We start from the raw sequence: 21,965 nt of genomic DNA on the forward strand, positions 1-21,965 counted from the left end.
ACTTCAGTGAAAATCGTTCCCAATTATGATGAAGGTAAGAAATATTAAAGTAATTAAAGGGGTTGATTTTGGTGGGAGCAACAAAAGTTAACCAGAAAAAAAAGGCAGAAAAAGAGACGAATGTAGGAACTTGGATTTCCGTAGGAGTCCTCGCTGCTGTCATTCTATTTACGTATTTAGTCCTCTTCGGGCTATATATGGATAGGGTTTAGGGGGGAAAAGAGATGAAAATGCATTTGGATGAAAAGATATGGCTGAGCATAAGCTTTGGGATCATTGTAATTTTTATGCTGATCACGGGCTACCAAGCCTTTTCGTTAGATATGGCACCCCCAAGCAATAAAGAGCTCATCGACCCGCAAAAAGTCGATCAAACGGCGCCATTCGATAAGCCGGGGATTACCAAAGTGGGCGAAAAGGAATACAACGTGGTGATGACGCTGCAGGTATTCAGTTTTAATCCAGGCAATATTGAAGTACCAGCCGGTTCAACTGTACATTTTACCTTAACTTCAAAGGATGTTGTTCATGGATTTGAAGTGGCCGGAACCAATTTGAATGCAATGGTGCCGCCGGGCCACATTCAAAAAATCACACAGAAATTTGATAAGCCAGGAAAATATTTAGTGTTATGTAATGAATATTGCGGTGCAGGCCACCAGATGATGAGTACCACGATTACGGTTAAATAAAGGGGGGGATCAACGTGCAAACAGCAAAATTGAATACATTAAAAGAAAATGCAAATAGAGTAATGGGAATCAGCAATGAGGATGCGAGATTATCGAAATCATATATTTTTGTCGCCTTTGCCGCATTATTTTTAGGCGGACTGTTAGGGCTGCTTCAAGGCTTAAACCGGGCAGGCCTGCTGGAGCTGCCAACCTGGCTCAATTATTATAAAGTTTTAACCTCACACGGTCTATTATTGGTGGTTGTTTTAACGGCTTTCTTCACGATTGGTTACTTTTATGCAGCCATGTCTCATAATTTAGGCGGACTTCTTCCTAATGTAAGAAAGATCGCTTGGACTGGATTTGGTCTTAAGATCATTGGATTTGTTTTAGCGGTGATCCCGATTTTAATGGGCGATGCATCTGTTATGTATACCTTTTATCCGCCAATGGCAGCCGCACCAATCTTTTATATTGGTTTAGTCTTTATCGTATTAGGCGTTTGGGCTTGCTGTTTTGGAGCATTCATTCAAGTAGCTAATTGAAGAAAAAATCATAAAGGGCAGCATGTTCCGATTCTTTCATACTTTGCAACTGGTGTGTTTGTCCTATTGTTCTTTGCTCTTTTACCTGTAGCAGTCGAAGTAATCGTGTTGATTATCCCATGGTCCTTCGGCTGGGTTAAAACAATCAATGTTATGCTTGCTCGTACTCTATTTTGGGCCTTCGGCCATACGCTAGTTAATATTTGGTATTTAACCGCTACTTCTGCCTGGTATGTCGTAGTTCCAAAACTAATGGGCGGAAGACGCTGGAGTGATACCCTGACACGCGTCGTGATTATCGGCTTGGTGGTCATGAACATTACGGGTGGATTCCACCATCAAATAATTGACCCAGGTATTTCTGAATCTGTTAAGTTCCTGCATGTATTTATGAGTTTAGCAATCGGCTTCCCGTCATTAATGACAGCATGGGCCATGTTTGCAGTATTTGAACGGACTGCAAGAAAGCAAGGCGGAAAAGGATTCATCGGCTGGTATAAAAAGATGCCATGGGGAGATGTTCGTTTCCTAGCACCATTCATTGCGATGGCTGCCTTTATTCCAGCAGGTGCCGGCGGTATCGCGCAAACAACGAACCAATTAGACCAGGTTGTTCATAATACAATGTGGATTGCAGGCCATTTCCACTTAACATTAGGCATGACTGTTGCCATGACGTTCTTTGGCATTAGTTACTGGTTAGTTCCGTATATTTCAAAACGGGTGTTAACCCCACAAATCAATCGCCTAGGTGTTATCCAAACTTGGATTTGGACAGTCGGTATGGTGTTAATGTCAGGGGCTATGCATACGGTCGGCCTACTAGGCTCACCACGCAGGACTTCATATACCACGTATGGTGATAACGCCACAGCATTAGGTTGGGATCCATATTTAATGTTCTTGGCCATTGGCGGAACCTTGTTAGTCATCGGTGTGATTCTTCAAGTGTATGCCGTAATCAACATGATGTTTTTTGCTCCTAAGGGAGAAACCGAATTCCCAATTGCGGAGGCGGAAGAAGATGGATCAGCCACTCCATATTGGACCGAACGCTGGGGATTATGGATTATCGTGATGCTGTTAGTGGTGGCGATGGCATATGTTATTCCGTTAACGGAGTTTATCGTCAATGCACCTCCGGGATCACCACCTTTCAAAACTTGGTGATTTTTGAAAAAGAGATAGCTCGAATTGGTGGGCTATCTCCTTTTTTTAGTAAAAGGCTGTATTAAAGGACATTGTTGATTGGAGTGGAAGGTGCAAAGACTCCTGCGGGAGTACGGGGCAGGGGAGACCCCGCAGGCGCCAAAGCGCCGAGGAGGCTCCACGGCACGCCCGCGAACCGCTCGCACCTGGAGCGCAAATCAACAACTAAGTTTAACCGAGCCAAGTAAATAGATTTGGGAAGTGATCGTGATGATCAAGGATTGGCGTACAATAATGGCGTATATTATTGTCCTTTTATTTGGCATAACACTTTTCTACATCGGAACCAATGGGTTTAGTGCTTTTACGGCCGAAACGGCACGGGTCAATAAACTGGTGCAGGATAAGCCGAAGTTCCCCAAAGTAACCTTAGAGGATAGCAAAGGCCGGGATTATTCTATTTCTGAATTTAAAGGTAAATATGTTTTTATTACCTTTCTGTATACATCCTGTACCACGGTTTGTCCGCAATTGGAAATGAACATGTCGAAAGTGTATAGTGCGCTGCCACAGAAATATTTCGGGAAAGATATCGTGTTTCTAAGTATTAGTTTTGACCCGGCGAGAGATGATCCGGGAACACTTGAAAAATATCGCAGCTATTTTCATAGCGACGGGGAAACCTGGAGAATGGCCCGGATTCTCAATAAAGCGGAGTTGGATTCCCTGTTAAAAGCATTTGGTGTCATTGTAATTCCAGATGGATATGGAAATTTCACTCATAATTCCGCGTTCTATTTAGTGGATCCGAAAGGTCAATTAGTGGATGTCATGGATTATAAAAAGACAGAGGAAGCGGCTAAGAAGGTTGCTGCCATCCTTAAAAGGGAAACGGGGGAGTAAGCAATGAAACAGGCTGTTTATGGTTTATTGATTTATATCGTTTTGGCGCTTCCCCCTGTTGCTCATTTATTGGAATCAATTATGATCGTTCACATGCATATGCAAATGCCATTGCTCGTTTTTTCTGGATTTTTAATGGCGCGATTTTTACAATTGAAGGTTCCAGGCTTTTTTGAAAAATGGAATCGAAACGGGATTCCCGGAGTTTTTCTATTTATTATCATTATGGTTTATTGGACGATTCCGAAAACAATGGACGAGACGTTAACAGTGCAAAGTGCGGAGATATTGAAATTTGTGACGCTGCCGTTTTTAGCAGGAGTTTCTTTAAGGGATAGCTGGAAAAAGCTTAGCGGGCTTGGGAAAAATGTTCTTATTCTTATTTTCACCGTTAAATATTTTGGAATGGGCTTATTATATATCAACATACCCATCCAATTGTGCAACAACTATCTTGTGATGGACCAATTAACCCTGGGCTGGGGGTTTTTGACGACCGCTATCTGTATGGTCATTTACTTGGTTTATGTCGCTTTTACCGATCGGACGCAATATGAATAGCAGCGCGACGTTTAATGGAACGGGTCCCCTCGTATAATCGAGGGGATTTGTTTTGATCGATCGCAACTGCCCAGGTGTTTGCTTAAAGGATTTATTTATATAAAAAAACCTTCAGGCTGCCTTTCCTGTCAAGGGTGGCCAGTAGAACGTTATTTACCTCCGTTTGGTATAACCTTTCTAAACTGGAATCAACCCAGCCTTCGTCCTTATTTATTTGTTTTAATTCCTTATAATCAATTTTACCTTCCTTAATAATAATCCTTGGCAAATCGAAGGGTCCTGTTTCCATTTGAAAGGATGATGGTGTAATTGGTTCATATTTTGGGTCCAAAAAAACGGAAATTTTACCGTCTGGTTCCCATATTGCTATTGCTACCTTTTTCACATCCTCTACCTTTTCTTTACGCAATTCTTCTAATAAATCATCAATTGAAATTTTTGCTTTTTTTAATCCTTTATTAATGATTTCTCCATCTTGAACCACTTTAATTGGTGCGCTGATTATTAGCCTTCTTAGCCGAGGCCATTTAAGGATACTAAATATTCCAACCAGATATAGGATAACCAATACACTTGTTGTAATGATTGGCCCTTTAAGTCCTAGATGTTCGTCAGACAACGGATGGGCAATAATGTTTCCAATAACTAAAGTAATAACAAAATCAAGTAGTCTTAATTGAGAGATGGCACGTTGTCCTAAGGTTTTGGCCACAAACACCAAAAAGAAAAAAGCAACAATAGCCCTAAGAATCCAATCAATGGTTGTAAGTGACTCCTGGTTTAGAAAAAAATCCATATAAGACACATCCTTTATTCCCAAAAGCTACCACATAGTTTAACTCTGATTTTACTTTAGTAACCAACCATAATTAATAATTTTTGAATTATGGAATGAACCGTCAAACTTTAAACAATGCAAAAATCATTCAAAATTTGAATGCTTGGTATTATACTGTGTTTATACATAAATAATCACCCGGTCGGAGGAGACACCCTTTGGGCAGATATGAGTGCCGCCTATGATAATTTACCAGACCATATAAAAGAAAAAATGTACCGCTTTTTTTATTGATGCGAATATTTTATAAAGAACATGAATACTATTTTGGAAGGATTTCAACCAAAAGAGGGTGGGAAAATACATGGGATCCATTGGAAATTACTATCGTATTTTAGACGTACCCTATGATGCAACTTTTGAGGAAATTAAAGAAGCTTATCGAAAAAAAGTAAAAGAAGTACATCCAGATAAAGACAATGGGAATTCTGAACAGTTTAAAAGAGTGAAAGAAGCCTATGAAACTCTTAAAAATGTTGAAAAAAGAAAGCGGTATGACGATCACCTGTTCGCAACAGCTCATAACTTCACACATCATCTAAAACAGGAATCTCCTGTTGAAACGAATCCTTTCATAAAGCTAGTAAATTTACAAAATAAAAATCGAAAACAGGTTACCCTTTCACCAGTACTCCTAAATGCGGCTCTTATTCTAATTGAAGTTTTAGGAAATGCGTATTTAAATAAAAAGAAATAAAACAGCAGCGGTTAGACAACCAATTTTATTGTCCATCGCTGCTGTTTTTGTACTTGTTTTTTAAGATTCAGGCAAGGCTATTCGGTTCCTCTAAAACTTGAACGTAACCATTAGTCTGGTTTGGAATGAAATTCCGCCGCGTGACTGGGTTTTTTCGAATGGCAGCTGGTACTTCTATACAACAAGCGGGAAATACATTGGCTGGCTTCGTGATAATGGCAAATGGTATTACCTCGATTCTACAGGTGCTATGAAAACAGGCTGGATTCAAACAAATGGTAAGTGGTATTACCATCAGTCTGATGGAAAAATGGCAACTGGCTGGCTGCTATCCAATAACAATTGGTACTACCTCCAGTCTAGCGGTGAAATGGAGACAGGCTGGATTTTGCTTAAGGGTAAATGGTATTACCTTGATCCATCGGGCGCCATGAAAATAGGCTGGCTCGAGTTATCAGGGAAAAAATACTTCCTTTCGGATAGTGGAGCGATGGTAATTGGCTGGCAGCAAATCGTCGGTAAATGGTATTTCTTCAATCAAAATGGAGATATGGCGGCTGATACAGTTATCCAAGGTTATAAATTAGATACGGATGGCGCATGGATTCAGGTCAATTATGTGGCGTTGGGGGATTCGCTGGCAGCTGAGATGACTCCAGACGGTCAAGATCGACTTCCTGTAAATGGAGTAGATCTAGATTGGGGATATCCGAATTATATTGCCGCGAATTTTGCCAAATCGTATCAACTGCTTGACTTTGCGAACTTCGGTGTCTCGGGATATACAACGGATAATATCTTAGCAGATTTAGAGAGGGAAGATGTTCAACAAGAAATACAAAAAGCAACTCATCTTACCTTGGATATTGGGGCAAATGATTTGCTTCCTGTCGTTCAAAAGGATCCTGTTCAAGCACCTGCAGCGATTGCAGCCATTGCTGGAAAAATTAGCACAATTTTAAGCACGATTGATAAACTAAATCCAAATGTAAAAGTATATGTAATGGGCTATTACAATCCATTCCCATATATGGCTGATCCGGTGCAAAAAGAACAGTTAAATCAATTATTACAAGCTTTTAATGCGCAAATTCAAGCTCAGGCGACTCAGCATGGGGATACCTTTGTCCCAACAGCTCAAGTAATCAATGTAAGTAATTTTGAAGAATATATTACAAATCCTCACAATATTCACCTAAGTTTACTAGGTTATCAAGTTGTGGCCGGAGAGTTCTGGAAGGTCATGCAATTATAGTAGTATACTTATGCAGCGGTGTCCTTAAAGGGGCACCGCTGTTTTTGTGCGCTTGGCATGGGGGTGCAGTCTCTAGGGGGAAAGTCCGTTAAAGCTAAAAACTCCGGCAGACTGCGAGTTTTTCTATACTAACTTTTTCCATTCTTGATAGGATAGTAGGTCGATCTTTTTTACCTGTTTCAAAAAATCCGATAATAAACCCAATTTGTTTAGTTGCTCCATGAGTGTAATAGGATGGTCAACCTTTTTTGTAAAATGGCTCACCAAATCGATAACTTTAAGTTTCCCTTCGTTGGTTATAATGATGTGATCTAACCTGCAATCCAACCGAATAAATTTTAACCGCTTCATTTCCATTAGAATAAATAGGATATTGTTAGTCATTTCTTCGGATAAAACCCGAGCTTTTTTAAGATATTGAAATAAAGTACGACCTTCAATGTACTCCATTACGATATAGTTTTCTCCGACTTCGTAAAGTTTTGGACTAATTGGTGATTCCTGTGCTGCTTTTAATGCTATGCTTTCGTTCAAGGTGTGGATTTGATTGGGGTAAATTTTTACGCACTGATCAGAAGAAATTTTAAAAACGGCACCCTGCTTCCCCTTTCCAATTAGCGGGTATGAGGTTGGATTATCAATAATTTTAACAAATTCTCCTTTTTTTCTCGTCACTTTAATCGATTTAAAATCTTCCATTTCTGTAACTCCTTTAATCTTTTTTTGAACATGTCCCGGCAATGTGGACGTTCAAATGCTTTATTAATCGAGGTAACTTTCCCGCCTAAATGGACGGCTATTTTGTCAGATCCATTAAACATTGCTCTCCTATATACATGATGGAAAATAAAAATCCCAAATCAGCGCGTCTGGCCCCTCAAAATAATCTTTGTGAAAAACTGCTATATTTTGAGATTCATCGAGAGGTCAGACACATTTGGGATCTCCTCATTATTCTTCTTGTTTGTCGTTCTTATGATAATTTATTGATGAAATTTTCAATTTTTTTCTGCCATTCCTTTTTTCCTTTTTATTTAGGTTTTTTTAGATTCCTCTCCAAAATCATCCAAAATTCCTCGATGGCGACTTCCGAACTAAATTTATGTCCAATCCTTCGGACAAAGTCACTCATCTCTTGATAATAGTCAGGATTAGTCAGCTTTTGATAACATTCAAAAATATCATGTTCATCTTGAACAAAGAGTGGATATTTCTCTCCTAATAAATGCTTGTTTCCAATGGTTTTTGTTGTGATGAAAGGCACCCCAAGCGATGCATATTCAAGAATCCGGCTAAGGTATGAATACGAAGGATTCTGATTTTCGGTATTGTCATAGATCAAGGCTAGTCCAATGCCCGACTGCAGAATCATCTTTTTGGTTTCCCACATGGACAGCATGCCATAATTTTTGATTTCAGGAGCATTTATGAGACTAGCTGCTTGATCTGAGATATCATCTGCTATCGATGGATAGGCAAGGTGTAGATACACCTGCGGGTATATCTTCCTTATTAATTTCATTCCCTCGATAGCAACGGGCAATCCATATCTTAATCGAATAACACCTGTTTGAACAAGATGAGGCGGATTAAATCTTTGGGGCAGTGGATCTGCCATTTGATATGATTCTATGAATTGCGGCAATATTTTCAGCTTTTTATTTATCTCTATCTGACTGAAGCCCTGTTGAAGTAAATAGGATTTCAACCTTTCCGTCCATGGTTGTGTCTGCAAAAAAATCATCCTGGAATTTTTAAAAATGTGGATAATGTCTTTCATATTATTGGGATCATCTAGCTTATAATGAAGTATCAATACTAATAGCTTACTCGCAATTTGCTGATGTTCTTTAATTAGCTCTAATGCATCCTGTGAATTTTCTCTGCAGCGAATAAAGATATAATCATAGTCTATGTTCTTATCCAACTCGGCAATCGTTTTGGCCAACTGCTTCGATTGAATAAAACGGACATGTTGAAATAAAAATCCATCTTTTCCATTTTGAAATTCAAAAGGCAATACACAATCAATCTGAAACTGTCTATTTTGTATCAAATATAAATCAGCCAGTTTTTTCTCAAATGCTTTTAATAGAATTAAAAATTGAAGGACATCTCCTTTGGGTTTGTATTTAGGAAAATAGTAAGAAAAGCATATCTTCATTTCCTGTCATTCCCTAGCAATTCAAAGTATATATCCCTTAGCTCTTCTGCTTGTTTTTCCGCATTGAAATGTTGAACAACCCATTCACGCCCCGCGGAACCAAACTCGATCCATTTCTCTGGCTGCGACATCATTTCGAGCAGCTTATTGGCTAAATCTGTCGGATTGTTTTCTTCAGCGAGAATTGCGCTTTTCCCTTCAACTACTCCTTCAGGTATTCCGCTATGACGTGTGGATACAATAGGAAGCCCTGAGGCCTGTGACTCCAGAATGGAAACAGGAAGCCCCTCCATATCTCCATCTTTTCCAGATACACTTGCTAAGCAAAAGATATGAGCTTTGTCCAATACGCTCTTTACCTCCGAATGATGGAGTTTCCCTGCAAGATGAATATGATCATGGAGCTTCAAACGATTGATTTGGTCAACTAAATTCTGATATTCCCTTCCTTCACCAACAATGGTTAAATGAAAATGACTCATCTTTTTTTTCACTATAGAAAGCGCCTCTAATAATAGATGATGACCTTTCTTCTCAACCAGGCGCCCGACGGATACAATTCGGATTGTCTTTTCCTTGTCGTCTAGGGTGCGGGGCTGATAATGAAATTGATTGATGTCGATTCCCAAGTGAGAGACCCTGACCTTATTCTCCGGGCATCCCATGGAAAGCAATTCTTCTTTGATGGCATTTGAGGGTGTAAGAAACAATTCTCCAATTGTAAACAATCTTTGATATTCTTGCACTTTATTATTCAGGAAGGGATATTTTCGAGCATCATACCCATGGAAAAAGGTAAGCATAGGGATTCCCAAAGTTTCCTTCGCTTGTAAAGCATATAAGGCACTAGGACCAAAATGAGAATGCAGCGCGTCAACTTGATATTTTCTTAACATATTCGTTAATTCAGCTTCTTTTTGGATTCGTACTAGATGATTGATAGGAAATACTTGCTCATTTGTAATCTTTCGTGTAAAAACCACATTTCGGAACTGCGAATTTCGTACAATTTGATGATAGACAAATGTTTCTGTGATAGGAAGATATTCTGTCGTAATATGCCCTATGGTTTTCATGCGATTTAATCTCCCTTTTGATTCGGAATAAGTTTAATTTTGAGCCATCCTTGCCCTTGATTATATTGATTTTCACTGACAAATTCAGCCGTGTACTCGTTACCCCACTTTAACAACGTACGGAGGACAATTTCCTTTTTTACTTCTCCATATTTGTTAATATTTTCCTGCGCTGTCAGCCTATTCGGATTGATTCGGGAGAGATTATATAAATGTTCATCTACCCATCGAAAATCATATTTTTCTATGAGTTTGTATAAAATACGGCGATCCTCCATGAAACGACCATTATACTTATCATTTGTTTCCCAGCCCCCCACTTGACGAAGGGATGCCGTCCTGTAAAACCTCGGGTAAACCATCGGCACATAGCTGACCAAATCATATTTTTCCGAAGAACGAAATCCTCTGACTTTCACCAGTTTTCCTTTATCTTCCGATTTCCAAATTTTATAATTACCATAGATAAGCGCTGTCGAATCGGGCTCATTTTCCATCGTTTTAACTAAACATTCCAAAGCATGATTCTCCAACCAGTCATCACTATCGAGTTGAACCATATATTCGGTATCCACTAATTGCAATGCCTGATTCAAGACATGACATATTCCCATGTTTTGCTGCATTCGATAATAATAAAATCTACTATCGCTATTCATGACCTTTTCAACGACTTCGAACGTATAATCGGTGGAGGCATCATCCAGAATGATTGCTTTCCATTCTTTGAGGCTTTGATTTTTCAGGCTATTGATGGCTCTATGGATGATATCTGCACGATTATATGTGGGAATGATAACTGTCACCTTTGGAAGAAATTTATCTTTTTTTTCCAATTTTCCACCCCTCTAATTTAATAATGTTTTAAAATCAACTTTTTTTCCCCATTCATCATATAGATCAGGATCGATTTCCTTTGCGTGCTCCAAAAAAACATGTAATAGTTTTAATTTCTTCAGATCTGCGAACAATTCATTGGGATATGGCTGTTTATAGGAAAAGGCATCGGAGTGATCGATGAACTTAAGAACTTCTCCTTCAGAAACAATAAAATGCCCCAATTTACTCTCAATACGTGTAAACCCAATTTTCGTCAATTTTTTGTGTATCTTTAAAATTTGCCGAGAAATGGACTTTTTTAAGTGCTTCGTTTTCTCTAAGTATTGAAACAAGGTTGGCCCCTCAATGTATTCCATCACGATAAAGTTCGGGCCGTGTTCGAAAATCCTAGGAATAAAAGAAAGTCCTTTTGCTAGACGATAGGCTCTTATCTCTGAATCTATAAAATATTTCATTACATAAAATTTCACACACCGTTTTTCATCTAACTGGAATACTGCACCTTGAACCCCTTTGCCAATCAATCTGTAGTTTGTTTGATTATTGATTATTAGCCTCTTTTTTCCATTTTCATCTACGGATCTTTTAACGGATATCAATTTAAAATTTTCCTTTTCCACATCATCCATATTCCGCATTTTAATTGGTTTAGCCGAATAATCAATCATTTGTAACCATTCAGCATACATGGCAAGATCGAATTTTTGGACATGTTCCAAAAATACTTGCAGCTGATTTATTTTTTTCAATTCATTAAATAGTTCAATCGGATAAGGTTGAATGGAAGTGAATGCCCCAGAATGATCCACAAATTTGAGTTCATCATTCTCCGTAATAATGATTTGGCTTAATTTGAGTTTTATTTTGGTAAATCCAATTTCCTTCATTGCTTTTATGCATTCAAGAATTTGTCGTGAATATCTTTTTGGGAGCTTTTTCGTTTTTCTGAGATATTTATTTAACTGAATACCTTTAATAAATTCCATTACAATATAGTTGGTGCCTACTTCAAAAACCTTTGGAAAAAATGGGAGATGTTTGGCCATTTCAAGGGCATGGGATTCCCTCATCGTATCTTGTTGGTCTGTGCTAATTTTTACACAACGATATTCATCTAATTGAAAGACTGCCCCGCGTACACCATGACCTATTAATTTGTAAGTTGTCGGATTATAAATATTAAGCTTTTTTTTTCCTTCATGATCCACTCTTTCTACTTTAATTAATTCAAAATTTTCCATGCCATTCCCCGTTTCTTATTACCGATATTTTTATTTCATACTATGAAATGTTTTAGTTTTTGCATGGGAAAATATCCATTCTCCCCAATAATTGGGTCTTGTCCCTAAAATGAAATTGTTTATACCAATCTACTAAATATACATTATGCAAAATTGGCAGAGAGGGTTGGACAAATAGGAAAAGAGTTCAAAAAATGCTAAAAAAATTTTAACGTGGCTAATTTGGCTTACATAATCGACCTTTAGAGTTCTGAAATTATTTTTCTATATTAATAGGTTTCTAACGTGACCGTTGGTTGTCCCTTTGCATATAAAAAATTAATGAACTTTAGAAGGGAGTCATGAAATGAAAATCCGTAAGGCCATAATTCCAGCGGCTGGCCTCGGAACTCGTTTTTTGCCAGCAACAAAAGCTCAGCCAAAGGAAATGCTGCCTATTGTCGATAAACCAACCATTCAATATATTGTTGAAGAAGCGGTGGCTTCGGGAATTGAGGAGATTATCATCATTGTCGGTAGAGGAAAAAGATCAATAGAGGACCACTTCGATAAATCCTATGAACTTGAAGATACACTACAGAAAAAAAATAAGCTTGAGATATTAAAGGATGTCCGGAAAATATCCAACCTGGTAAACATCGTTTATGTCCGCCAAAAAGAATTTAAAGGGCTAGGACATGCTATTTTATGTGCGAAAAGTGTTATTGGCGATGAACCTTTTGCCGTTTTGCTAGGAGATGATATCGTTATGTCAGAAACGCCTTGTCTGAAGCAATTGCTCAATGTATACGAATATTACAACAGTCCGGTCATAGCCATTCAGCCCGTTCCTGATATGGACATCAGTAAGTATGGTATAGTCAAGCCTAAAGGGACGATGAGTGAAGAAAATTTCCTCTATCTTGAATCCTTAGTAGAAAAACCAAGCATAGAAGAAGCCCCTTCAAGATATGCGATTATGGGACGATATGTGTTAACACCTGAGATTTTTGATATTTTAGCCAAGATTCCAATCGGACAAGGTGATGAATTACAGCTGACAGACGCAATTAATGCTTTGAATAAACAAAAGGCTGTTTTAGCCTATCAATTTGAGGGAAGACGCTATGATATTGGAAATAGTATTGGATTTATTAAAGCAACCATCGACTTTGCATTGCAAAGAGACGATATAAGACAAGAGGTTTTAGCTTATTTACAGGATGTAAATAAGACATTTAATCCCGGAAAAGCAAGAGAGTGATGTATTGCTATGAAAATTGCTGTTTTAGGTACAGGCTATGTCGGACTATCAACGGGTGTGTGTTTATCAGAAATCGGCCACCATGTCACTTGCATTGATATAAATAAGGAGAAGATTGAAGATTTATCTCAAGGGATTTTACCTATCTATGAACCTGGTCTCGAGGCTTTACTAGACTCAAATATAGCAGCTGGAAGGCTTCGATTCACAACTTCTCATCGAGAAGGTCTTAAGGACAAAGATATCATTATCATTGCCGTAGGAACACCTCAGCGAGAGGATGGAGCATCTGACTTATCCTATCTTGAGCAGGCCGCAAGGGATATATCTAGGTATATCGTAGAAAGGTCAATTATTGTCATAAAGAGTACGGTACCAGTTGGTACAAATGAATTTATAAAAAAAATGATTGAGAAGGAATGTGGATTTCCGATTCAAATCATTTCAAACCCTGAGTTTTTAAGACAGGGATCCGCTATTCACGATACGATGAATGCAGACAGGATTATCATCGGTCATGACAATAAAGAAGCAGCTATGAAAATACAAGAAATGTATCGTCCCCTGAATGTGCCGATATTATTGACCAGCATAAGAAGTGCGGAAATGATTAAGTTTGCTTCTAACGTTTTTTTGGCGACTAAAATCAGCTTTATTAATGAAATAGCGAACTTTTGCCAAGCAGTAGGAGCGAATATCGAAGATGTAGCACTGGGCATGGGGAAAGATAAACGGATTGGAGAAGCTTTTTTGAAGGCAGGCATTGGTTACGGTGGTTCTTGTTTTCCAAAGGATGTGGAAGCATTACTTCATACTGCCAATTTGTATGGGATAAATTTGGCTTTGTTAAAAGAAACAATACGAATTAATAAATCTCAAAAAGAACTACTTGTCAAGAAAGCCTTGCATCGTTTTGGGGAATTAACAGGGAAAAAAATTGCGATGCTTGGTCTAGCTTTCAAACCAGAGACTGATGATATGCGAGAAGCACCCTCCATTAATATTGCGCGGTCTTTGACCAAACTAGGAGCAGAAGTAGTAGCTTATGATCCCGTTGCAATAAAAAATGCAAAAGGAATTTTAGGAGATAACATTTTGTTTGTTAATGCAGTCGAGGAAGCGATATGGAATGCTGACGCGCTATTTATCGTGACAGAATGGAAAGAGTTTCTACAGCTCGATTTACCAAATGTGTTAAAAAAAATGAAACATCCAATAATTTTTGACGGAAGAAATTGCTTTAAGGAAGATCAAATAAGAGCTTGTGAGTTTGTTGAATATTATTCAATAGGGAGACCCGATATGATTATTGGAATGGAATAAAATGAAGTCCCAATCGGCACAAGCGGCGCTATGACAACAGGCTAGCGAACAGTGACTGTCACTGCTTGCTAGCCTGTTCATCATGTAATAACTTTCATTTTTTGGCTAGTAATAATTGTTTGATTTCTAGCATTTACAAGGCGGTTTATCCCTTTGGTTGCTTTTTCTTTGATACATTAATGTAAGACGTTGATCTTGCTGGAAGCAACCGCTGTCACTTTGAATCCTTCCACGTTCTCACCGTCTGCGGAGAGGGTGTAGGTTCCGTTTGGAATCTCAGGACCTGGCGCCCATGTGAATCGGATTTCATCTTCCATCGGATATTCTTTCGTAAACACGACATTGCCGTTCGCATCCTTGATATAGAATTTCCAATGGATTTTATTATCAGAGAAGGCGATGATTTTCGCTGGGCTATTTTCATTGACTTTCGTGTAGTTTTGAACAGTCAAGTACTGAATCAGCATGCTTGACTTGATGTAGGATGTATCTCCCCATACGGTGTAACCTTCGTTATAAGCAGCATCTTCCGCCATGACGACAATGCTTTTTGGCGCTTTCCTCACAGTTAAGCTGGTTACACCTGGCTTTAAGACGTTATAGTTACCATCTAAATAGACAACAGCTTGTGCGAAACCTACTCCGCCTTCGTTATCGGCTACATCAAAGGAAATTTGATATTTTCCGTCTGCTGTCGGCGTCACTTGAATGTTCGATGCATGCGGCGCTTTGGAATCCAATTTCACTGGAATTTCAGTTGTTTGCAGTCTAGCACCCGGGTAATCTAGGGTCGAGCGAAGTACATATTTGTAATCACCATCCGGCAGGGTGTTACCATTTTCATCTTGACCTTTCCAGTAGTAAGAATCAACATCAATATCGTAGTAGGTGTTGCCATTACTCATAATGTTTTTCTGGAATTTCCACGGCTCGCCAGTGAATTCGCTATAGTTACCAAGGTATTTCACTTGGTTTCCGTCTTTATCGGCGATATAAGCTTCAAGTTTTGACAAGTTTCGCAGCACGGTGAAGCTCGCCCTGACCCCATTTGCTATGGAATATGGAGAGACTCCTACGCGCTGAGCGGTATATTTATGGGTTAACGGGTCTAATGCCAGCGGTCCATCAGAAATATCATCCCAAAGGGTTGTGTAGCCTAAGTACGCATCGTTTTTCTCAGGAGAAGGATCGATGTTTTTCGGCTCATCCCATTTTCCGTAGAAGCCCATGTATGGCATCGATAACGGAACGACTTTTTCGCTCTTATTATTGGATGTTGGCACCAAGCGCACGAATCCTTCGACGAAGGTGTTTTTCTTCATATTTTCTGGAAGCTGTACATCAATGCTTAACTCTTTTTGCTTGCCGCGCTTGATCGTAATCGCGTCTCCGCCGTTCACATGAACATCTGCTCCTTCGATACGCGTCATCTTAGTTGTATTGTAATCATTTTCCCTCGTATTGAATCCAAACACGCCCAAGTCATAAGAAGCATGCGTTACTTCGTCCGTTAACACATCTACAACAACTTTGTATTCCATTGAATCAGGAACATCTTTGCCTTCTAATGCTTGCATTTCAAGCTTCATATTGAAATGAGTGTCCCCGATTTCATGCAGGGCTACGCTGCCTGCTTGCTCAAGCGGTGCGCGTTTGTTTCGCAACAATACAGGAGTATTAATCGCATTTTGAATCTCCATTAAGCCAGAACCTTGCATGCGTGGAGAGTATGGAAGCTTGTTATCAGTTCTTGGGTCGGCAATAATATTTGCTGTATTCATTAGTGCAAGTTTTGCTAACAATGCTGTATCTTCATTTTTCGCCAAGCCTTTATTACGCAGGGATTCCATCAATAATGCCGCTCCACCTGCTACTTGAGGAGTTGCCATAGATGTTCCGCTCATGACTTGATATTTGTTATTTGGAATCGTCGAATAAATTTGACCGCCGACCCCTGTGATTTCAGGTTTGAAATCAAGATTTTCAGGTGTTCCCCATGAGGAGAAGTAAGAAACCGTATTTTTCAGCGGATTGTCAATCCATGTGCCGTTTGACAATTTTACCGTTATGTTTTGACCTGATTGAAGTTTTGCGATCATGCTTTGTCCGGCATCCTTGCTTGTCGAAACAACTGGAATCGACGTTGATACTAAAGGTAATTGCGGATAATCTTTCATCGTGGTCGGTGGAACGAAAATCGTTGCCACTGCACCCTTAGCCTTCGCATAGGATTGGACATAAGTCCAATTTGAATATGTGGTCTTCGGCTGGCAAATCATGATTTTTCCAGCTAAGTCCATGTTTTTGATGTCGGTGTCTTTTCCTTCTACTCCATACACCACTTGGTATTCCTTATTTGGATCGAGCTTGTCTCCTAGTGCAAATCCAGAGTACGTCTGATCTTGGAAAGCAAGTTCTGTTCCATCAGATAAATGAAGCGTATTCATTTGGATATTGTTGTTCTCATATGATGCAACAGACAAAGCAAACGGGCTGACACCAGGAGAGCCTACCGTTCCGATATCTGGATTGTCTGCATACGGCAATAATGAACTCATCATGATATTGTTCTTTGAGCTATAGGAAGCATTACCTCCTGCTACCACTACTAATGCACCTTGCTCAGTTGCTTCACGAATTGCTTGTTGAACCGGATCTTCACTTTCGCTTACCGGACCTGCATCAGAACCTAAACTCATGTTAATAACATCGGCGCCCATTTCCACTGCGTGCTGAATGCCGGCAATGATATCATCTTCCTGTGCGCCGCCGCCGCCTTTATCAGAGAAGACTTTTTCAGCGAGGATTTGTGCACCCGGTGCAATTCCTTTTACGCCGTTAGCGCTTTCATCTCCATTAGCAGAGATGATACCAGATACGTGCATACCATGCGGATTTGTGCTAGGGAATACATCATTATCATTATCTGCCCAGTCATAGCCGGTTGGCACCTTATCGTTGTACCAAACATCGTTCGCTTCTGTAGAAGCTAGTTTCGCTTCAATATTCGAAGCTGTAAGTTTCTCTTGAGCTTTTCCCGTATCAGTTAAGGTCAAATCTTTATGTTTATAATCAACGCCTGAATCGACAACAGCAACTAGCATGCCTTCCCCTTGGTAGCCAAGAGACTGCCATACCTTTTGTGCTTGAACTAAACCTTTACTCTCATCTGCCGCTGCGGTGAACGTGCGGGCAATATGAATGCGCTTCACGCCATCGATTTTTTGAATGTCTTTTAAGTCTTTGAATTTTGTTTCCATCGAAAATCCGTTAAATCCTGTGTGGAAGCGATGTCTTACAGCTTTCTCCTGACCCTTTGGAAGCTCGCTGATAACTTTATCCTGAATTTTTTCAGGGGATGCAGTGGCAGGGAGATCAGTTGGCTGATCGAGCTCTACAATGACGCGTACATCTTGGTCCCCCTTAAATGGATTTTTTCCGTTTTTTACATTCCGATAATCAAATGGATCATTGCTTGCTTCATCTGTTGCTTGTCCATGCTCAGCCATTAAAATTTCATGCCCCTGCTTCAAGATATCTTGAAGTGTGATTTCATTGTTTGAGCCATCGTTTACCGTTTCAGCCGAAACATATGTACTTGAAAGCAACATTGCAGACAATGCTGCTGTTGTCAGCACTTTAAATGGCATGCTCTTCCATTTTTTCATTTAAATTCCCCTCTCCTTTGTGTATGATTTTATCTCTATTTTCAATAATAGGAATTTTCGGAAAAGGTGTAAATTGGGGAAATAATGCCGTAATTTCACATTTTTTTTGTAAAAAATTGTTCCATACCCTAAAGAATATTTTTAAATAATTAAACAAAATAAGAAAAAAAGCGCATTTACATGCGCTTTTTTGTGAGAGGGATGTTCATTTTGTCCTATTGTTCTAAAAAAATGTCGAAAAAATAAAAACTATAACCCTTCAAATTCCCCCAATTTACCCCCTTATTGTAAATAAAATTATTCTTTTTCCATTTTAGCTAGGTATTTTTATTTTAATAAAGTCTATATGGACATTTTGGAAAAGAGATGCAAATGGATGACGGTCTTTCTTAATGATCCTGGGAGGAATAGGGGATTATGTAATTTACACATAATCCCGGTTTAGTTTTTTGTTATACTATTTTTTCTTCAATCCCCCAAACTTTCCGCAGTTCGGTTGGTATGAGAAATGGGGTATATTCATAATCGGTCATGGCAAGTGACTGGCGCTTCATTAAGGCTAACCCAAGCCGATTGATCATACTTCCAAAAAAGCCCGTATAGTCAGAATCAAGAAAAAAGCCCATTAGCTCTTTGTGTTTCATAAGGTTTTGCCAATTGGAGTGCGGAACTTCCATCCAGTCCGCTATTTCGTCGCCTGCGGTTTCTCGAATTAGAGCAGGGATTATGTTGTCAAACATCTGACCGGGAATGAGACCTGCATGAAACTCAAGTAGAGCCTTGGTCATCTGGACCCCTTCAGGGGACGGCCCATGATGTCTTTTTTTAATCATTTTCTCCAACTGAATTCCTTCTTCCATAGTTTCTGGAATAATATCCTTCCGAACTCCCAGCATGATTCCGACGATTTTCCAAAAGTACAAGTAATCTTCCGCCTGTTTTTCTGTTACTTTCATACCTAATTGGCGAAGCCCAGCTATGATGACAATGGAAAAGGTTAATAAGGTACCAAGCAGGTCCTCCTGACAGATGGGGATGCCATTTTCTTTTTCATCCCATCTGCCGGTCTTTTGAACCAAATGTCGAATAGCTGAATGCATTAAACGGACTTTTTGAATGGCTTTGATTCCTAGTCCCCCTCGTTCAAGTCCGCCTGGTCCCATGACATGAAGAACAAATTGCCCCGTTTCTGCTATCCTGCGGTATGCATTTTGACCTAAACGGTAACTGAATGTAAGGACCTTCACACCTTTACGTGCTGCGTAACAATTCACTAGTGAGGATGTTGATAATAGGAAGGTGATGGCAATGCCGTGTTCCTGAAATAAATCTGTTGCATTTCTTATTCTCGACCAGTCCACGCCTTCTGGGCAATAAGCTGTATCCTTAAGCCAAAATTCTATCGTATCAGGCAGCTCTTCCGGATACTCTTGGTCATTGTACATTAATTGCTTCAACAAACTGTTTACGGAACCCACCTGACTGTTCTTGAACAGTTCTTCAATTATTCGGTCCGGTACTGGATCCCCTTCTTTCCGTAACTTCTCCAAAAACTCGTCTGTTAATAACATCTCTTTCCCCCTCTTACTATTCTTTGGTAGATTAAAAGACTTGAAACATTATATATATATTCCTACTAATATGAAAACTTCTAAATACGCTATTCATAATTTTACCAAACGAACCTTTGGTTCAATAGTGGTACCTAAAATTTTCCTAATAAGTTCCCAAGAATCTTCCTAATCATTACCCATAAAGTTCCCGCCCTATACTCTATAACTGGGAAAATCCCTTTTGTTATGATTGGATTACGAAGCGAAAGGGGGTAAATATCAACGAGTGGGAATGAGTCCCTATTCACATATAGCGGTAAATTTGAAGGTATTTCCTTTTTAACAACAGAATAACAAAGCTTAGAAATTTGGGGGAGAGAATGATGGGAAAATTGAAGAGATTCACTACTATACGAAATAGTTTAATTATTCTAGCTGTGACCCTTACATCATCAGTCGTGACCACATTTGCTGAAGGAAACGATACCGTTTATTACGGTTGTGTAAATCAAAAAAGTGGTGCGCTCAGAATAATAGGTGCCCAAGAAACATGTGCCGACGCGAAAGAAATGAAAATTAGTTGGAACCAGGTAGGTCCTAAAGGCGATACAGGACTTAAAGGGGATAAAGGGGAAACTGGGGCTACAGGGGCTACAGGGCCTCAGGGACTTCAGGGTGAAAAAGGTGATAAGGGAGACACTGGTGCAACGGGACCTACAGGCCCTCAGGGACCTCAGGGTGAAAAAGGTGAAAAAGGCGATAAAGGAGACACTGGGGCTACAGGGCCTCAAGGATATGTTGATTTGGTTAAATATGGTACTTCTAACCTAATCCCAAATCAAAGTTCAGGTACCTTTACAGCTAAATGTCATCCTGGAGAGAAAGTGGTATCGGGAGGATACTTAACTTATAACTTTACAGAAGGCGTCCGTATAAATGGTAGTTATCCCTCCGTTGACTGGAGTGGCTGGGAAGTGAGTGCAGAAAATAAAAATAGTTTTGGTCTAAAAGAGGATTTATACGTGTATGTGATCTGTACTCCTTACTAGTTGAGTGCTTGTTACTTACTTTCCTATCTTTGATGGATATGCTAAAAACATCTAACGGAGGAGATTTTCTATGGAAAAAAGAAAAAAGTGGTTGGCAGGAATTGCATCTCTCGTAATAGGTTTTTCCGTATTTGCTTCCCAAGCGGTTGCCGCAACACCGGAAGTGGTCGATTTGTCAAAAGCAGAAAGCATTACCATTTATGAAGTTACCTCTGTTACCCATGAATTAACATATACGATTGATGAGTTAGTTAAGGGTGTGGATTGGTTTCCGCCGGACTCAGCTGCCGGCGAAGATTATCATTTTTCCATTGACTTGACCAACAATACATTCACAACTGTCGCAAGATATGACCAAAACTCTATTCCTTTTAACAATATTGCTGGTGTCCGTGTGAATGGGTTGAAAAATTATACGGAGAATACAGTATGGGCCAGCAAAGTAGTCGCCGCAACATCGGGCGGTACAGACATTCCGACAATCTTGGGAGCCAATCTCAAGGACTTTCCTTACTATCTCCATCAAACAGCCGATACGTTTATAACCGTTCAATTTGAAGGGATTCCCGACCAAGCGCCAGATGTATCAAATGCTGTACCATCAATCGACAGCATCTCGGTTTCAAATAATAAAATGGTACCTGTTACCATTCAGAACGTAACCGATTCGGATGGGGATCCAGTCACTATTAGAATTACAGGCATCACACAAGATGAGGCAGTGGGGAAAACAGCTGATGGAGCTGGAATAGGAACAGACATCGCTTGGATAAGAGCCGAACGGGACGGAAAAGGGAATGGCAGGGTCTATCAAATTTCCTTCACGGCAACAGATAGCAAGGGAGGTTCCTCTGTTGGGAGTGTTCTAGTCAATGTTCCACATAGCCAAGGGGAAAATGGCTCTGCTGTTGATGATGGACAAAATTATGATTCAACAGTAACAGAATAACATAGTTAAATTTTTTGGATGTTTTTGCGAAAAAACAACAGCACCCTCTAATTTGATGGAGAGGTGCTGTTTTGTTATTTGAATGCCTAGATGAATATCAAATATTGATAAAAAATAATAAATTAATCCCAATAAAAAGGCGAGTTTTACTTCTATGTCTCGCGGAAAGTTATATTTTTTTGTGAAGTTGGTAATCTATAAAATTAATATGAATAGGAAATTTTTAGTAATATAATG

General features: G+C 39.4%; 19 protein-coding genes and 1 pseudogene. 12 read left to right on the forward strand and 8 right to left on the reverse strand.

What is annotated here, in order from left to right:
- The first annotated feature begins 71 nt into the window (after positions 1 to 71).
- The 5 genes and pseudogenes from LC455_RS22165 (at position 72) to LC455_RS22185 (ending at position 3,832) form a co-directional block, all read left to right on the forward strand.
- On the forward strand, positions 72 to 212 hold the full coding sequence (locus LC455_RS22165; protein ID WP_223594041.1) for a hypothetical protein: 141 nt from the start codon (positions 72 to 74) through the stop codon (positions 210 to 212).
- 12 nt (positions 213 to 224) lie between these two features.
- Entirely contained in the window at positions 225 to 692 is a 468-nt protein-coding gene (locus tag LC455_RS22170; RefSeq protein ID WP_223594043.1) for a cytochrome c oxidase subunit II, read from the forward strand.
- Positions 693 to 754: 62 nt separating this feature from the next.
- Positions 755 to 2,389, forward strand: a pseudogene (locus LC455_RS22175) (cbb3-type cytochrome c oxidase subunit I).
- A 249-nt stretch (positions 2,390 to 2,638) separates the two neighbouring features.
- Complete coding sequence (locus LC455_RS22180) at positions 2,639 to 3,271, forward strand: SCO family protein (RefSeq protein WP_223594044.1); 633 nt, start codon at positions 2,639 to 2,641, stop codon at positions 3,269 to 3,271.
- Between the two features lie 3 nt (positions 3,272 to 3,274).
- The gene (locus LC455_RS22185; protein WP_223594046.1) at positions 3,275 to 3,832 is read left to right on the forward strand and encodes a hypothetical protein; all 558 of its coding nucleotides are present in this window, start codon (positions 3,275 to 3,277) and stop codon (positions 3,830 to 3,832) included.
- 91 nt (positions 3,833 to 3,923) lie between these two features.
- Here LC455_RS22185 and LC455_RS22190 read toward each other — a convergent pair whose 3' ends face one another.
- Positions 3,924 to 4,628, reverse strand: coding sequence for a DUF421 domain-containing protein (locus LC455_RS22190; RefSeq protein WP_223594048.1), 705 nt, complete (start codon positions 4,626 to 4,628; stop codon positions 3,924 to 3,926).
- A 141-nt stretch (positions 4,629 to 4,769) separates the two neighbouring features.
- On the opposite strand from LC455_RS22190, the gene LC455_RS31955 reads away from it, so the two are divergent.
- The 3 genes from LC455_RS31955 to LC455_RS22205 all read left to right on the forward strand — a co-directional run bounded on the left by LC455_RS31955 (position 4,770) and on the right by LC455_RS22205 (position 6,622).
- Positions 4,770 to 4,904 (forward strand): TauD/TfdA family dioxygenase, encoded by a 135-nt coding sequence (locus tag LC455_RS31955; protein ID WP_223594049.1) that lies wholly within the window; start codon positions 4,770 to 4,772, stop codon positions 4,902 to 4,904.
- 70 nt (positions 4,905 to 4,974) lie between these two features.
- Positions 4,975 to 5,367, forward strand: coding sequence for a J domain-containing protein (locus tag LC455_RS22200; RefSeq protein ID WP_223594051.1), 393 nt, complete (start codon positions 4,975 to 4,977; stop codon positions 5,365 to 5,367).
- Positions 5,368 to 5,464: 97 nt separating this feature from the next.
- Positions 5,465 to 6,622, forward strand: a complete 1,158-nt coding sequence (locus LC455_RS22205; protein ID WP_223594053.1) for a GDSL-type esterase/lipase family protein — start codon at positions 5,465 to 5,467, stop codon at positions 6,620 to 6,622.
- A 123-nt stretch (positions 6,623 to 6,745) separates the two neighbouring features.
- Here the strand turns inward: LC455_RS22205 and LC455_RS22210 are convergent, their stop codons facing one another.
- The 5 genes from LC455_RS22210 to LC455_RS22230 all read right to left on the reverse strand — a co-directional run bounded on the left by LC455_RS22210 (position 6,746) and on the right by LC455_RS22230 (position 11,943).
- Positions 6,746 to 7,321, reverse strand: a complete 576-nt coding sequence (locus LC455_RS22210; protein ID WP_223594054.1) for a kinase — start codon at positions 7,319 to 7,321, stop codon at positions 6,746 to 6,748.
- Positions 7,322 to 7,652: 331 nt separating this feature from the next.
- On the reverse strand, positions 7,653 to 8,786 hold the full coding sequence (locus LC455_RS22215) for a glycosyltransferase family 1 protein (RefSeq protein ID WP_223594056.1): 1,134 nt from the start codon (positions 8,784 to 8,786) through the stop codon (positions 7,653 to 7,655).
- Positions 8,783 to 9,862 carry a glycosyltransferase gene (locus tag LC455_RS22220; protein ID WP_223594057.1) on the reverse strand — a complete coding sequence of 360 codons (1,080 nt, stop codon included), beginning with the start codon at positions 9,860 to 9,862 and terminating at the stop codon, positions 8,783 to 8,785. Before LC455_RS22220 ends, LC455_RS22215 begins: the two co-directional genes overlap by 4 nt.
- A 5-nt stretch (positions 9,863 to 9,867) precedes the next feature.
- Positions 9,868 to 10,698, reverse strand: a complete 831-nt coding sequence (locus tag LC455_RS22225) for a glycosyltransferase family 2 protein (RefSeq protein WP_223594059.1) — start codon at positions 10,696 to 10,698, stop codon at positions 9,868 to 9,870.
- A gap of 12 nt (positions 10,699 to 10,710) precedes the next feature.
- A complete protein-coding gene (locus tag LC455_RS22230) occupies positions 10,711 to 11,943 on the reverse strand; it encodes a hypothetical protein (protein ID WP_223594061.1) in 1,233 nt (410 codons plus the stop codon).
- A 346-nt stretch (positions 11,944 to 12,289) separates the two neighbouring features.
- Between LC455_RS22230 and galU the strand changes: the two genes are divergently transcribed.
- Together galU and LC455_RS22240 are read left to right on the forward strand one after the other, a co-directional pair.
- A complete protein-coding gene (galU, locus tag LC455_RS22235) occupies positions 12,290 to 13,186 on the forward strand; it encodes a UTP--glucose-1-phosphate uridylyltransferase GalU (RefSeq protein ID WP_223594063.1) in 897 nt (298 codons plus the stop codon).
- Positions 13,187 to 13,195: 9 nt separating this feature from the next.
- Positions 13,196 to 14,509, forward strand: coding sequence for a UDP-glucose dehydrogenase family protein (locus LC455_RS22240; RefSeq protein ID WP_223594065.1), 1,314 nt, complete (start codon positions 13,196 to 13,198; stop codon positions 14,507 to 14,509).
- Between the two features lie 176 nt (positions 14,510 to 14,685).
- Here LC455_RS22240 and LC455_RS31775 read toward each other — a convergent pair whose 3' ends face one another.
- Both LC455_RS31775 and LC455_RS22255 read right to left on the reverse strand, forming a co-directional pair.
- Positions 14,686 to 18,177 carry a S8 family serine peptidase gene (locus LC455_RS31775; protein WP_317851467.1) on the reverse strand — a complete coding sequence of 1,164 codons (3,492 nt, stop codon included), beginning with the start codon at positions 18,175 to 18,177 and terminating at the stop codon, positions 14,686 to 14,688.
- A gap of 452 nt (positions 18,178 to 18,629) precedes the next feature.
- The gene (locus tag LC455_RS22255; RefSeq protein ID WP_223594067.1) at positions 18,630 to 19,748 is read right to left on the reverse strand and encodes an oxygenase MpaB family protein; all 1,119 of its coding nucleotides are present in this window, start codon (positions 19,746 to 19,748) and stop codon (positions 18,630 to 18,632) included.
- Positions 19,749 to 20,110: 362 nt separating this feature from the next.
- Here LC455_RS22255 and LC455_RS31520 point away from each other — a divergent pair, with 362 nt between their 5' ends.
- Positions 20,111 to 20,779, forward strand: coding sequence for a collagen-like protein (locus tag LC455_RS31520; protein ID WP_263297868.1), 669 nt, complete (start codon positions 20,111 to 20,113; stop codon positions 20,777 to 20,779).
- A 70-nt stretch (positions 20,780 to 20,849) separates the two neighbouring features.
- Complete coding sequence (locus tag LC455_RS22265) at positions 20,850 to 21,728, forward strand: Ig-like domain-containing protein (RefSeq protein WP_223594069.1); 879 nt, start codon at positions 20,850 to 20,852, stop codon at positions 21,726 to 21,728.
- Positions 21,729 to 21,965 lie beyond the last annotated feature (237 nt).

Source organism: Neobacillus bataviensis, from assembly GCF_019969725.1.